The 15,209-nt window shown below is 51.9% G+C and carries 7 protein-coding genes and 1 pseudogene; 2 read left to right on the top strand and 6 right to left on the bottom strand.

Annotated elements, in window-relative coordinates:
- Window positions 1-104 precede the first annotated feature (104 nt).
- Window positions 105-3,407 (bottom strand): right-handed parallel beta-helix repeat-containing protein, encoded by a 3,303-nt coding sequence (locus DQG13_RS03735; protein ID WP_113018394.1) that lies wholly within the window; start codon window positions 3,405-3,407, stop codon window positions 105-107.
- Window positions 3,408-3,744: 337 nt separating this feature from the next.
- On the opposite strand from DQG13_RS03735, the gene DQG13_RS03730 reads away from it, so the two are divergent.
- A complete protein-coding gene (locus DQG13_RS03730) occupies window positions 3,745-6,084 on the top strand; it encodes a helix-turn-helix domain-containing protein (protein WP_181592551.1) in 2,340 nt (779 codons plus the stop codon).
- Between the two features lie 369 nt (window positions 6,085-6,453).
- Here the strand turns inward: DQG13_RS03730 and DQG13_RS03725 are convergent, their stop codons facing one another.
- The gene (locus DQG13_RS03725) at window positions 6,454-7,278 is read right to left on the bottom strand and encodes an AAA family ATPase (protein WP_113018390.1); all 825 of its coding nucleotides are present in this window, start codon (window positions 7,276-7,278) and stop codon (window positions 6,454-6,456) included.
- A 163-nt stretch (window positions 7,279-7,441) separates the two neighbouring features.
- On the opposite strand from DQG13_RS03725, the gene DQG13_RS03720 reads away from it, so the two are divergent.
- Complete coding sequence (locus DQG13_RS03720) at window positions 7,442-8,098, top strand: GTP-binding protein (RefSeq protein ID WP_181592550.1); 657 nt, start codon at window positions 7,442-7,444, stop codon at window positions 8,096-8,098.
- Window positions 8,099-8,612: 514 nt separating this feature from the next.
- Here the strand turns inward: DQG13_RS03720 and DQG13_RS31375 are convergent.
- From DQG13_RS31375 to DQG13_RS03695, 4 genes and pseudogenes are all read right to left on the bottom strand, one after another.
- Window positions 8,613-9,250 (bottom strand): annotated as a pseudogene (locus DQG13_RS31375) (ribulokinase); the annotation flags it as partial.
- A gap of 9 nt (window positions 9,251-9,259) precedes the next feature.
- Entirely contained in the window at window positions 9,260-11,155 is a 1,896-nt protein-coding gene (locus tag DQG13_RS03705) for a hypothetical protein (RefSeq protein ID WP_113018382.1), read from the bottom strand.
- Between the two features lie 112 nt (window positions 11,156-11,267).
- Window positions 11,268-13,487 (bottom strand): helix-turn-helix domain-containing protein, encoded by a 2,220-nt coding sequence (locus DQG13_RS03700; protein ID WP_113018380.1) that lies wholly within the window; start codon window positions 13,485-13,487, stop codon window positions 11,268-11,270.
- A gap of 71 nt (window positions 13,488-13,558) precedes the next feature.
- Window positions 13,559-15,208 (bottom strand): type 2 periplasmic-binding domain-containing protein, encoded by a 1,650-nt coding sequence (locus DQG13_RS03695; RefSeq protein WP_113018378.1) that lies wholly within the window; start codon window positions 15,206-15,208, stop codon window positions 13,559-13,561.
- Window position 15,209: the final 1 nt, after the last annotated feature.

The raw sequence follows: 15,209 nt of genomic DNA, 5'->3' as shown, positions 1-15,209 counted from the left end.
TTTTGCAAACGAGGTTCATCCTTTTGCAAAAAGCGTTCATGGTCCTGCAGGGTATAGGACGTATCCTTATAAGTCGCCGCTGTGAAGCTGCCGGCGTCGATTCTCTACACGCCGTCAGCTGCCGCAGGAGCAGCAGGGAGGATGGGGGCAGTCCTGCCATCGTCAACAAATACCCAATCGATGGAGCCGCTCCACGTGCTTGCAAGAGAACTGATCCGGTAATTCCAGCGGTAGGAGGGCTGAATCATGAGACGCTCAATGGTTCCAGTCCAGGCCGGTATGGTGGACATATCCAGAACATAATCCACCATCCCGCTTCCAGGCACCAGCGGGAACACGATCCCCCTTCCGTCCACTTCATTGCCGGGAGGAAAGCCTTTCTCCGGGATGTCGAAGGCGGGCGCATCGCTTTTCGTAAACAACAGATACGCAGTAAGCCGGTTGTCGGGGTTGGACATGCGGATATGCACGTAACGCTGCGTCGCCGCATCGATTCCCAAGCCATCGGGAGAGAGGAGAGCCGGCTCATAAGCGCCGCTTCCAACGATCCTTCCATTGGCTGCCGTAACGGGTGCATACCCCTCGTCAACCGGAGTTGCCTCGAACTGTGTAGCGGAATAGGTGCGGAATCGCATGCTGCGTTTTGCCGAACCCTCCGGCCCGCGCCAGATGCCCCTGCCGTCTACGCTGTAGTAAACATTGCCTTGCGGATAGCGGCCGATGTCATCATAACCGATACCATAGTTGCCGCCGTTCGGAACCACATAAGGGCTGAAGATTTGCCAGCTGTACAGCTCATTGGGATCAAGTCCCGTAAGCCGCGGATATACGCTGATGAAATTCCCGCCTGTTGTGACTGCACTGGGGGGAACTGCGCCTGTGAACAACGCCTTGTCATTGGAGTCCGCCACCCGGATATAGAGGGGGCCTGCCGGGTTGCCTGTTTTGTACGCCCACACGTCCAATTGCGCCAATGTGCCTGTTGCTGCGCGGAAGGTTTGGGAACGGGCCTTGTTCCAGTTAATGTCCGCAACCTTGCTGGTGCTCCAGTCTCCGTTATTGATGTCGATTTCCGGATCAAGGGGACGAATCCCTGCCGATGCGGTGCTGATGTCGGGATTTATCTTCCAGCCTTCGTCACTGTCGAAGTCCCACCGCGGACCTGCAGGATTAGCAAACTGCACCGAGTCGATCCTCACCTCGCCTTCGCCTGTACTCGTACCAAGTTGGATGCGGAGCTGGTCAATGGTCCCGCTCCAGCCGTCGGCTTCGGCTTCAGCAACCGGAACGAGAATGTCCACGAAGCCCTCCGCCAGTCCCTCCGTTTCGCGGGGATTCACATGAAAGTTAACCGCTTGGGCCTCTGAAAAGTCTTCACCGTTTGTACGGAACTGCAGCCTTCCCGAGCTTATGCCGCTTCGGTTGGCAAGCCGGAGGCGGATGGCGCTGCTGGATGCCGCCTCAATGCCCAAGGACGGGGGGGAGGTCAATGTTGCTCCAGCCGAAGCCGTTTCCACGGCAAGCCAGCCGGCCTTTACCCGGATGGCGCTGTCCGAGGTCCAGCCTTGGGTATCATTGTCTACTGAAAAGCTCCACTCTCCGGGAGCATCTGCAGACACAGCCTCTCCCGTGAAGCTAACCGCTGGCGTCCAACTGACTGCCGGTCCGCCCGCCGGGGCAACAAAACGCACCACATCCCCAGCCTGCACGGTGATAGCATCGGCAAGCAGCACCGCACCTTGAGCATCCACGGCAGCGGCCGCAACCTCCGTTCCGTTGACGGTGATGCTGACGGAAGAGGTTCCTGAACGCGCGATTGGGTAGCTGCGGATGGCGATCTTGCCGGAGCGCGGAGCGGTCCAGGCAAGTGCGGCGGAGGAGCTTGCCCCAGGGGTGAGCTCGAAGCGGGAAATGGCAACGTCGCCGTCCCGGTGCGTCCCGGTTGCGGAATCCGGCAGCAGAGCCGTCCAGCCCGAAGCAGTGGAGCGTTGGTAAGACCACAGGCTGGATGCGCTTTCATAGTCTGCCGCAGATTGTGAAATCCAGTCGTCTGTCTCCAGCTGAAGATTGTTTTGGACAGTGAACTTTGATACAGTCCCTCTCAGATGTGCGGTAAGGAAAGCATATGGCTCATATGCAATATTGTCAGCGATGACTGCATCCGGGACAATGCCGTTGCCAACTTGGGCAATAGAGCCGCCGCCGGGATAGGGAATGTTATGAATATAGCCGTTGCGGACGAAAACATTGGCCCGAATGGCATTGCCGGTGGAGTAATCGTTGGCGCCATGGATTGCCAGATACTCCACCCCGCCGCCATAGTTGTCAGCGAAGTAATTGCCTGCAATCAGCACGTTGCTGGTGCTGGCTTCATGGTCGATGGCCACCATATCGGGGTTCTCGGTATTCGGAGTGTTTATGAAGACATTGTTGGCAACCACAACATCTCTGACCGATCCCATATAAAGGGCTGCGGTTCCCGAATTGGTCCGGCAGCCTGCCGAGCCGTCAAGCACCGAGTTGCGGATCATGATTGAAGAGGCCGAGCCAAGAGAAAGGCTGTCGGGGCATCCGGCATCAATCTGGGCGAACACCCGGGATGGATCAGGGTTGTTGTTGTCGTCGTCATGCTGCCGAAGACCCTCAATCAGCACATTTCGAAAAATCCGGTTGGCGGTGTTCTCCGGCGATGCCACAGCCGCAGGGTTGGTGACGGTGCCCTGATTGGCAAATACAATGCCGTGAGCATTGTGGGTGGTCTCAATGTTGCGCAGGGTTATGCCGTCTATGGCGGTATCCGTTCTCAGCAGCGTTGTGGTATTGCGGATAAACATGCCTGCAACGCGGTTATCGTGAATGTAAAGATCCTCAAACACGACATTGCTGTTGCCCAGAGTGGAAAAATCTACGCGAAGCCCATACTGGAAAGCTCCTTTTCCCTCTGCTGTTGTGTCGCCGATATCCAGATTCCGCACGGTCACATTGCTGGGATTGGTGATGGTCATGGCTGTATTGGTGCCGTTGGCGACGAATCGCGGACGGAGCCCTTGGCCATATGCTTCGATGATAACAGGTTCGGAGGCAGTGCCCTGTGGATTGTTAATGACGACTTGCTCGGCGAAGCTGGTTCCCCGGGCAATGAGAAGCCTGTCGCCTGGCCCCAGATTGATGCCGCTGAGCGGGGCGAAGCTTCTCCATGGCGCATTGGGGTCGGTACCATCGCCATCATCAGAGCTGGTTGGGGAAAGATTATCAATGTAGTACGTTTGCCCGGCAGCCTTTGCCGGCTGTGAAAACGCTAACAACATACTCAAAAGCAAGAGAAGGAATATGGCGGGTATCAGCTTGCCTCTTGCACTTGCCGGACTTACCGGACTTGCCGGATCGAACAAAATAATCGGTTCCATCGTTTTCAGAACAGCTCCTTCCTTTGAGATAAATTGCTTGCCCAAAAAACATATTCGCGCTTCATGCCAAACGCCGGACCGCTGAGTCTGGTTATGCCGGCATGCGGATCATTCACCTCCTTGAAGCAACAATTCAACTTTACCTATCATATGAACGACAGACAATGAACCTATTTTGCCGGCTTGCTGCAGGCAGAAGCGGTGTTTATCCGCAAAATCGGTTCATCCGCTGCAAAAGATGTTCATGCTCCATCCGCCAATATCCGTCCCTTCCATATTGACCTGTCCCGGACATCAAGCTATGATAAATAGGCACTTGGACGAAGGAGGTGCCTGTGTGAAGCATCGGGTAATGCGCTTTTTTCGATTGGCCTCCACACCTACGCTAAAAACCAAAATGCTAGCTTATCTGCTTCTGCTGTCGAGCATTCCGGTCGCCATTATGGGGATCGTCTCGGCCTACAGCACCTCAAAAATCATTCGCGGACAGGCGGTTGAATCCAATGCCGTACTGCTCAAACAGACAGAAAAGGAACTGAATCTTTTCTTCAAGAAAATCGACGATTTGATGCTCCAATATACGTATGCCTCCTCTACCTCCACCCTGTTGCTGAAACGGTTTGTAGAAGAGGATCTCTCCGTTGGAAATTGGAAAACTGTTATGGATCTGAGCGAAATCCTTGTCAAGCTGCAAAGCGGAATGGAGCATGTCCTGGAGCTTGACTTCTATTCTGTTCCTTACGGCAAGATATTGAGCTCCCGCGGCAACATCTACACGGAAGAAGAGTTCAGCGATCCTACAGCTATCAATGAAGCCAAAAAACTGACTTACTCCAACCGTTTTCTTAATCTGCGCATGTCCATTTTCGACCATGAGACCCAAAAGAGGCCCGTTCTGACCATTATCAAGCCGATTCTGCAAAACAACCATGTGAACGCCGCCCTTATTGTCTATCTCGATGCCGCGTCCATCAGCAGCTACAAACTGGCGCCGCCAGCCCCATACGAAGGCTCCTCGCTGTTTGTCACGGATGAGCAAGGCAACATTATTTTGCATTCTCAGACCTCCCGAATCGGCACCTGGGCAGGCGAGACTGTTCTTCAGAAAATCAAGGAAACTGTCGATGCGGATTGGATTATCCAGGATAAGTTGAATCTGGATGGGTTTTCTTCCAATACTGTGATGCTGCGTTCTGAATCAAAAAACTGGTATTACTTTGCGGCCGTACCCGAGAAAGCGTTTACCACAAAAGTGAACACCCAGCGCAATGTGATGCTTGGCATCAGCCTCGGACTGGCTTCTGCGGGTTTGCTTGTCGGCTATCGCGCCTCCCGTGTGTTGTACCGCCCTCTCCAGCAACTAACCAATAAGCTAAAGCCAACTGAGGCAAATGCAAATCTGGGCTCAGATGGCGATGAAGTGGTATGGCTGGACCGCTATCTGGAGCGCCTCAGCTTGGAGAACAAGCAGCTTTCCAAAGAGATAGGCCTTTATTACAATCATGCCAAGCATTTTCTGCTCCACCAATTGCTTGTTGGAAACATGCCGCATCAGAATATTTTGCTTGGCGAGCAAGAAACCTTCTCCGATCATTGCTTTTTCATTCCCCTCCTCATCGTAGATTTGAACCGGATCAGAATGATGGAGAGCTATTCCCAGCGGGATTGCTCCTTGTATTATTATGCGGTGGACAATATTGCCATGGAATTGCTGGAGGAGTATGGAAAACCGCAGGTGATCATGATTCAGCCGGGCATGTTTGTTACCATAGTTCCCATGGAAAACCGGCTCACGGCTGAGGAGCTGCGCGGGTTGGGCCGCAAGCTTCAGGAGGCGCTGCTGGGGTATCTGAAGCTGAATTCGTTTATTGCCGTCAGTTATTCCGAGACTGGAACGGACGGTTTGCATGAAGCCTATGAAGAAGCCTCCTCCCTTTTGCGTTGCCAATTTCTTGCAGGTGACAATCAGGTGATGCTGATTCATGACCTGGAGGCTTCCGTCTCCATGCAAGCGGATGTATTGTTTCACAGTGAAAGTGAAATTGCCGCCGCAATCCGTTTGCGTCAATGGAACGAAGCAGAAGAGCTTTTCCAGACTCTGGCCGATACGCTGCAGGAATCCTTTCATATATCGGAGGACATTCTGCGCGGCTACTTTCCCCAATTGCTCGGCACCATTATAAAATCCGTCAGACTTGCGCAGCAGAATCCCTTCGATGCCGCTATGGTCCAAGAGCTTCTGCTCCATCTGGCCAAGTGCCGTACCCTTGAAGAAGTCCGGAGTTTTTTTCGGAACCGCGTTTTTGCGGCGCTGCGCCAAGAATACGAGGAAACCGGCGTTTCATCGGAGCGTATCCTTCTTGTGGAGCAGGTGCAGGATTACATTCACAAGCATTACGATACCGATCTTTCCTTGCAGCAATGCGCGGAACAAACCGGTTTAACCCCGTTTGATCTAAGCCGGATGTTCAAGCAGGTTACCGGAGTCAATTTCATTGATTACTTGATTGAGTTTCGCATGGAAAAGGCCAAATTGCTGCTGACCGATCCGAATATGCGGATACAGGATATTACCGATAAGCTCCGTTACTCCTCCATGCAGGGATTTATGCGGGCCTTCAAGAAATCAACGGGGATGACTCCCGGGCAATACCGCAGCAAACTTAATAAGGGTTAATCAGGCAACTCGGTGGCTTATGAGGATGCAAAGGAAGATGGCGCGGCGGGGAGAACGAACGAAAGCCGGCAATGCTCATTTGTGGAGGGGGAAAAGTCAAATGGGAGAAACGCTAACGAATCTATGCATAGCTATTTGCCTATAGGTGAGCCTGTTTGAAATCTAACGAATCGTAGGATCGCTATTGGTCCGAATTTGCGCCGAAATGCGTTCAAACAGGCGAATAGCGCGATATAGATTCGTTAGATTTTTTATCATGCCCGTTTTGGCGAAATAGCGTGAGAGAGATTCGTTAGCCAAATTCTGCTTGTCCTTAGACATATGTAACAATTACTCTCATTGGCGTATTCCTCCATGGATTGGATCGCTTCAATCGGCGCTGTTCATCAAGATTTTCGGCTTATATTCCTCATAGGCATCTTGTATGTTCCCGAAGTTTAGCCTTTCGTCTTGAATAATGGCTTTGCGTTTGGCTTTAAGAAGAATCTGCTCCATATCGGCAAAGCTGCACCCTCTGAGCAATGCTGCCGCTTTATCCTGAAGCCCCTCCTCCTGATCCATACCTTCCAGCAGCAAGCGGATAAATTCATTCCGGCATGCTTCATCCGGCATGTGATACGTCATTTTGGTATCGAATCTACGCCAGACGGCATGATCCAGCTCCTCATCCAGGTTGGTGGCGGCAACAAAAATACTGTCGCCCTCAAATTCATCCAGACATTGCAGCAATGTATTGACCACCCTGGCCATTTCTTTAATTTCATCGTTGTTATTCCTTGTCCGGGCAATGGCATCAAATTCATCCAGAAACAGAACACAAGGCGAGGCCTTGGCATATTCAAATATTTTGCGCACGTTGCTTGCCGTTTCCCCCAAATGACTATGGATTACCGCATCCAGACGGACCAGAATCAAGGGCAGCTCCAGCATATGGGCCAAATAATACGCAGTCAACGTCTTGCCTGTTCCCGGAGGGCCGAACATCACGATTTTGTTGGGAATGGGCACATCATACTCCCCAAACCGGTCCTTCATGCCCAATATGGCAATAAACTCCTCAATAATTCGGCGGTTTTCCGGATGGAATACAATCCGTTTTACCTTCCTTGCACATTCCTTCGGCATATAAACCGTAGCCATATCGATTCCCTTAGCGCGGGGAAGCCGGTTGTTGGGGTAATTCTTGTTCTTCATGATGGTCTCTCTCCTTACAAAACAATCCCTTTAATCCGGTACTAAATTGTAATTTTTACGAATATAATGTATCATACACATATGCCATAGCCTTGTCAATATGAGATGAAGCTACGTTCGCACCATGTGTATCAATGAAAGCCAACTGAAAGGAGTCTTCATCTTGCAGCAAGTACCTGTTATTATCATTAGCGGATTTTTGGGCAGCGGCAAAACGACTCTCCTCCTGAAACTTTTGAAAGACGCTCAAACGAAAGAACTGCGCGCCGCCGTGCTTATGAACGAGCTGGGCAGGGCGGATGTGGACGGCAGCCTTATTCAAGCCGGAAGCTCCGGCCTGGCCCTGGAAAAGATGGTGGACGGCTGTATCTGTTGTGACAAAAAAGGCGAAATTGCCCAGTGTCTGCTTCAGCTCCTGCAAACGCAGCCTGATGTTATCTTTATCGAACTGACCGGGGTTGCCAATCCGGAGGAAATCGCCGAAAGTCTCACTGAACCGCGGCTTCGCCATCACGTGGCGCTAAAGCGCATCGTAACGGTATTGGATTCCGAGCTGACTCTGGAATATAACAGTATTTTTTCTGCGGACAAGTTATTGGTGCATACCTTAAGACGCCAGATGGAAACGGCAGATGTTATTTTGCTTAACAAAATGGATTTGACCGACAGGCATACAACCGACAAGCTTCTGAAGGTAATCCGCGAGCGCAATAACAAGGCCATTCCCATTATAACTTCCTTCTCTTCCATGGATACCGATCTCTTGCTTCACGATGTGGAGCGCCGTACCATTTGCGGGCAAACGCGGCAGCTGGGATAAAACCGATTATTCGGGAGCTTCTTACCTGGTCCTTATCGGAATTGACCTGGATGAGCGCTCCATCCGCAATTCCTGGGAGGCGCTGTTTTCTTAAGAATCCATCTGTTTTGTTTTCAAAATAAGAGGCTGTCCCTCAGTCATTTTTCATGACTTTTGGGACAGCCTCTTCCTCACTCTGATTAGTTTCCAAAGCTCAGATCATTCAACTGCTTGGTGGCGGAATCTGGATACACTTTATATATCGTTCACAATTTGAGAATGCGAATGGCCTCGCTGGCTCATAGCATCTCCAATGAAGGCGTTATTTCAAATTACCCTCATCCAAGACCTTCAACAGCCTCTATTCCAATCTGTTTCAGATCACTCATGACTCCAAATAGTGCCCCATCACTCCTGCCAAATACAGACTGTATAGCATGAAAATGGTGATACAACCTATCATAGGTTTCCTTCGTTGCCGGATTGGGGAGATAACTTCGCTCCTGGACTTGCCCCATTGCTTGAATGGCCTCTTGGGATGCAGCTCCTTCAGGAAATCATCCGAAGGGTACCCTTCCGTTTTGTGCCACATCCCTTTGTAGCCGGCACAGCAGCTGTTGCGGGTTAGTTCACCGCACAGCTGCCAGACAACCCAATCCGCTGCCTCTATGAAGATGTCCGCAGCTTCAAACACAGAAGGCGCCAGCTCAGCTGTCTCCAGCAGCTTGGGCAGCAGCCACTCCGGGGAGATGCTTCCGCCGTAGCGTGAGAGAAACCGCTCCCCCCGGCGAGCGGCCAGCACATTCAAGCGTTTGGCCTGCGGCTCCGCAGCGTGATGCTTCCACAGCTTGACCCAGCTATGAGGATTTTCACGGTATTCGTCAATGAGGCATAACGGAACACCCGCATGATTCACCGGAAGCAGCGTGCAGGCGGTAAATCCGCCCCAATGCCGATCACTTCCTCCGGCTTCGCAAGATAATCCCCAGGATGCTGCAAAGCCCAATCATGTGGAATCAGAACCTTCGAACCTGGCAGCGCCTCATCAATCACTCCATGAGGATACGGCGTCACATGGACTGCCAGCTCCTCGCCTGTGCGGACATCCACCAAAATCGCGCGGCCGCTCTCTGTGCCGTAATCCACGCCGATGGTATACTTTCTGTCGTTCATCTCAAAAGCCTACCTTTCAACATACGGATCTGCCCGATGGGTCAGGATGCTGCCGTCAGGAGCCTTCACGGTAATTTCCCGAATCATGAATAAATCGTCCCTCGGAACTTCATAATCGGGAAGCCGCCGGTCAGTGACTTCATACTGGAGCAGCTGCTTTTGCAGATCATCGAGACTGCATTTCTCATCGAACATAATAACCATCCAGGCGTTATCCAGCCTGTGCTGGCGAAGACAGCACTCGTCTCCGCGATAGAGTATCCGGCGCAGCCGCAAAGCTCCATCCGCCATCTCGATTTCCGGTTCCCCGGCTTGCGCTTCGTCGGCCCCATAGCCCCAATATCCCAGCGCCAATATCCCCACATAACAGTGGTCATACTCCAGCACGATCCACTGGTTGCCGCTGTTCTCAACATTCCGCGGAACAGAATGGGTCACATTGACCGTGGAGGTGCGATGAATACGGTTCTTCCCGTGCAGCTTATGCACCTTTCCGCCAAACCGCTGGATAAGCCACTCATCCGCAATCTCCGATGCGCAATTGGCTAGATGCTTGATATTCCGTTGAACGATCAATATCCGTTCCTTCTGGGTGCACAAGGTTTCCACTCCGGGCAAGCATTCCTCCCGGAAGAGAGCGGGATTGAGATAGGCATGATGGAAATCCTGCGACGGATGCGAGCGGAATCTCTCCCCTTCTCTTGCTGCGAACCGAAGGAAAGAAACCTGCTCATCCTCAACCAGGAAGCTGGCCGGCATGGATTGCCATCCCAATCCCCATGAGGGCCATTGATAGCTTCCGGGCATAACCGGAAACCGGTTTAAGCTGCCTATTCTGCAGTTGCCGCCAATCCATGTATAAGCGAACGTATCGTCAAAAACCCGTTCCGTCCATGTGCGGGGAACGGGAAGCTTGGGATGAGCGGGGAGCAATTTCTTCGGGTCGTCTGAAATCTCCAGCCCATCCTGCGGAAATAACTCCTCATAGAGCAGAATATCCTGAACAAAACTCCCGATATTGGAGACCGTTTCTTTTTCCCAAAATCTTACACCCGCCAGCAGATTCGCAGTCGAAGGTTTGATCACCTGGCCCGCGAAATTATAAGAACGGATGGTAGGAACAAATTCCCTTCCCTCATGAAAACGGACATAATCCAGCAGAGCGTCTCGCCGGGCCCGGATGGCTGCCTCCAGCTCGCCCCCCTTGCCGTTCCACGCCCGCAAAGCCAACTGGAATGCGTTCAGAATCACCTTCACATAACCGGTGCTGGTGTTTTCCCCCCAGCCCCAGCCTCTTCTCGTTGTGTACGATTCCCATCGCGCGAAGAATGCATTGGCCCCTTTCTCCGCCTCTTCATCCCCGACAATGACTGCAAGCGCAAGCAACAGGGCGCCGTCACTCAGAATCTTGTTGGGATAAAACAGCTTGGGATTGGCGCATTCATGAGAGAACCAGTGAAGCGCCCGCCGGAACATCCGCTGAATGACCGTCTTATGAGAGGACGGAATAACCTGGGGTGCAGCCAAGGACAGAGAAGCAAGAGGCACCAGTGTGAAAAAAGCCGCATTCGTATCATCGATTTGCGTCTCTTCCCGGTACCAGCGGAACCCGCCCCTTTGCGGGTGATCATCCTCCTGCACCTGCAGCTTCTCAAGCTCTTGAAGGCTCTGCTGCCCTTCCTCCTCTCCGATTCCCCCCAGATAGGCTCCTGCGGCATAATAGAGCGATGTTTCAGGCCCCGGATGGCAATATTCCAATACGGATACTTCCCGGGTATGCCCCTTTTCCTTGCGGATCATATGGTCATCCATTTGCCGGGTCACCCGACTCTGAAACTCCCCGAACCGCTTGACCACATCCAGTTGCTCAAACATTTGCTTCGATCTGCCGGTTACTTTTGTCATGCCATGATGCACCTCGGGTTCTCAAGATGAACCGAATATACGCCCCGGGCGCTTCTATCGTCAATCCACATTAATTTCAGATGCACAATTTTACAAAAGCCGCTGCATGGCCTCATTTGGCCGAATCGCTTTTCCGGTAATCCCCGGGAGTGACCCCCTCCAGCTTTTTGAAGACGCGGATAAAGGAGAAGGCATGGTTGTAGCCAATCTCTTCCGCAATTTCATGAACCGATTTCTCCGTCTCCTGCAAAAGCCGTTTCGCCAGCTCCATCCGCATCCTTGCCAAATAATCCACAAATTTCTCGCCAAATTCATTCTTGAACAGCCGGCTGAGGGTGGATTGCGTCATTCCGAAATGCTCGCTAACCGATTGCAAGGATAAATTCGGGTCAGATAACCGCTCCCGGATGAAATCCCGCACCTCCGTCATCGTATGCAGAACATTCCGCTTTGCCCGCAAGGACTCCAGCTGCTCCGCCCCCGAACGAAGCCCTCTCATCAGCCTCTCTTCCAGCTCCTGCAGCGTTTCAAAACGGTTCAGAACAGCGCTAAGCTCCGGTTGGATATGCTTTTTCCAAATCTCGTTGTATTCCTCGGACATTTCCGTAATCCGGGAAAGCAGACAGTATTGGAAATAGTGGAAGATGTTTAGGATTTCGCTTTTGGAGAAAAGATTGTCCTTTAAGTTGACGAAAACCGCTTGCAGCTCTTCTTCCCAGCCTTCATTTCCTGTGCAATATTGTTGGGCGATCACCCGTATTTTGGCAACCTGGTCGAATAGCTCCTTCGATTCGGCCCGGTCCAGATTCCAATAGCCGATAACGCGATTGGTGCCCAGTGTGGATTTATACTTCAATGCCGTAGCCGCACTTTCAAAGGAAAGGGGCAATTCTTCGATTACATCCACACATTCCCCTACCCCTATGGTAAGGGTGAACTTCAGGTACTGCTCCACCCATTTCCTGACCAGCTCGCACCAGCCTTCAATCACCGTCTGGGAAGACTCGATCTGCTCGGGCTTGGTCTGGGCGATTACCGCCAGCTGATTGGAATTGATCCACTCCGGCCATACAAGCAATCCGGAGGCTTGCGCGCACTCAATAACCACATTGTCCAAAGCAAACTTGAGCAGGTATTGGTCTTTGGTGTTATATTCGGCGATAAAATCAGAAAACCGGTCAATCTCAAATACGATCAGCGCCAGCTTCTGATAGTCGGCGGACAAGCCCGCACTGGAAAACATCATTTTCCAGTCCAACTGCTCCGGTTTAAAGCTGCCCTCCATCACTTCCACGAAAAACTGCTTTTTCTTATAACGCAAGCCTTCATCCGCCTCCCGCTCATACTGCTGAGACTGCTCCACCAGCTTATCAAGAGCCGATTCGATAAATTGAAACTCATCCTTGCCGGTGCCGAGAAGCTGGCTTTTTTTGAAGGCGTAGGTCTTAATCCGGTCGATAATCGCGTCAACAGGCCGGGTGCTCTTCCTGATCAGGTAGACAAACAGCAAAACTCCCAGCACCACAATGGCAATGACGATCCAAAGCCAATTATCCGCCAAACGGGTGATCAAGCCGAAAGAACGTTCCTGCAGGAAGGCTCCCCCCACCGAAAAACCGGTTATATCCGAGGTGTAAAGGCTTGCCTTATCCTTTGCAGGCGCGCTCTTCGTCCCGAAGAAGCCCTTTCCACCGCGATCATACAAACTGTAATTCACGATATTGGACTGGGCCAGCTCCCTGAACAGGGTTTGGATTTTGTTCAAGGATACGTTCACAATCAGCATCCCCTGATTGCCCAATCCGGCAGGCACATGCTTAACCAGCGTAATTACCCGGTCTTTAGTAGCCCCCGTATAATCCGGGTAATCTCTGGGGTTGGTCCATCCGTCGGACGAAACCTCCGCTTCCGCTGCCTCCACAAAGCCCTTGTCCGAAAAACGGTCCAATGCCAGTACACCGCTGTCCGTTATCACCGTCTTGTCGTGCTGGCGGTACAAATAAGCGGAGTGCATGCTTGTCAGGACCACCAAATCCTTGAGTCTTGTGGCCACCTCATAGTTGAGGAAATGATTGCCCAGCTCGCTGGCATCCAGAAACTGATGAAACATCCGGTTGCTTAGCAGCTCATAGGTGGCATGCTGATCGATGGTGAGCAACAGGGAATCGACTGCCGCGCTGATTTGCCGAGCCTGCACTCCCGCCGCTTGCTCCGCTTCCTTCTCGGCTGTCTCCGTCAGAACCATGAAGAAGGTAGTGAGGATCGCTGAGATAATGAGCACGAATACAGGCAAAAAAGTGAACAACAATCGGTAAAACCACCGGATCTTCATCCCGCACCACCCTGAATAGACCGGGCAAGCCCCTAACCGCCGTTAGATGACTTGCCCGGAATAATAACTCACTATTTTTTGGTTGCAAACTCGTACATATCCTTGGTCAAAAAGGCCGTGTCCTTCTTGCTATCATACCATTTCGCATAAAACTCGTCCACCTTGGCGCCGCCCGCCTTCTCCCAGGCAGCCATCGCGTCCTTCAGCGCCATGTCTGTGGTATAACCGGTTCCGTTCACAACAGATTTTGCCCAGATGTCCTTCATCGCTTTTGTAGCATTGGTTACCGTCAATTGAAGATCCTGCGGCAGCGGCGGCATATGCTCTCCGTGAGTAAGCGCACCCATGGGACGGTCTTTGTCGATATACAGCTTCAGCGCTTCCTTGGCAATTTCCGCACGTCTCAATGCCACTTTCTTATCCCAATCCGATGTTTTATCGGTAAATCTCGGATTCATATATCCGTTCCAGCCGCCGCACTTGTCCTCCGGATCTGCGGGGAGCGGCATTTGCACATCTCCGATATATCCCCGCTCAAGCTTATTTTTCTCCGCACTGATTACGGTAGGACAGCCGTCGACAATACTGTATTGCTCTCCTTCAAATCCATTGCGAAGCACTACAGCCGTATCTTCATCAAGAAGAAAATCGTAATATTTCATCACTGCATCCGGATTTTTGGCCGAAGAGGTTACAGCCGCCACCATTTGCACCGGATTGGTAATGACCGGACTGAATTTGCCGATTGAGGTTTCGGGAATCTGAATCGGGATATATTCGCCAGTCGGATTATTCTTCATAAAGGAATCCAGCAAACCTTGATCGGAAGCTCCGCCATTAGCCCCGTAAATCCCCAGCTTTCCGCTTAGCCAATCCTGCTTCGACTTTTCTCCCTTGGTGTCGGCCAGATAGTCCTTATCGACTACGCCGGCGTCGAACAGCTGCTTCTTATAATCAGCCGCGGCTTTAACCCGGTCCCATGCATGGACTACCTTGCCGTCCTTCAACGCCCAGTCCGTTCCGGCTCCAAACGCGTAATCAATGATCTGATCGCCAATAAAACTCAAGCCGATGCCGAAGGTGTCCTTCTTCCCGTTGCCGTCGGGGTCCTGCTCCGTAAACGCCTTGGCCACCTTAAGCAGATCCTCGGCCGTCTTGGGCACTTCCAGATTCAATTTCTTCAGCCAGTCCGAACGGATAAACAGTGCATGATTCGGCTTCAATTCATTGACTCTGCCCAATTCATACATTTTGCCGTCCTCCCGCGTGCTAACCTTCTTCAGCGCAGGATATTTCTCCAGCATCTTCTTGTAATTCGGGCTGTACTTTTCGATCAAATCATCCAGGGGCCTTAGCTGCTTCTGGGTATACAGCTGATTCCGGTAGCCGCTGTCATATTCAAAAATCAAATCCGGGGCGCTGCCGGAAGCAAACAGAGTATTGTATTTTTGCGTTGACTCCCATCTTGGAATTGCGACGAATTTCACATTGGCCGGCCCTTGCTCATTCAGCCATTTGGTCCAGCGGTTGTTTTCGATGGTTCCTTCTTCGGGAGGCACCGTGCCCCGGTCATAAATGGAAACGGTAATATCCTTCTTCGGCTCCGGCTTCTCGGAAGCGCCGGCAGTAGGCGCAACATTCTCATCTTTGTCCCCGCAGCCTGCAATCAGTACCGTACATGCCATAGCTGCAGCCATCAGGACGGAATAACGCTTTTTCATT

Source organism: Paenibacillus sp. YN15, from assembly GCF_003285005.1.
GTDB lineage: Bacteria > Bacillota > Bacilli > Paenibacillales > NBRC-103111 > Paenibacillus_AR.
This window is presented reverse-complemented; position numbering and strand designations above follow the sequence as displayed.

Excerpts from the sequence above, each read along its gene's own strand:
- DQG13_RS03700 (WP_113018380.1), bottom strand. The coding sequence starts at position 13,487 with ATGAAGATCCGGTGGTTTTACCGATTGTTGTTCACTTTTTTGCCTGTA.
- DQG13_RS03695 (WP_113018378.1), bottom strand. The coding sequence starts at position 15,208 with ATGAAAAAGCGTTATTCCGTCCTGATGGCTGCAGCTATGGCATGTACG.
- DQG13_RS03705 (WP_113018382.1), bottom strand. The coding sequence starts at position 11,155 with ATGACAAAAGTAACCGGCAGATCGAAGCAAATGTTTGAGCAACTGGAT.
- DQG13_RS03725 (WP_113018390.1), bottom strand. The coding sequence starts at position 7,278 with ATGAAGAACAAGAATTACCCCAACAACCGGCTTCCCCGCGCTAAGGGA.
- DQG13_RS03735 (WP_113018394.1), bottom strand. The coding sequence starts at position 3,407 with ATGGAACCGATTATTTTGTTCGATCCGGCAAGTCCGGTAAGTCCGGCA.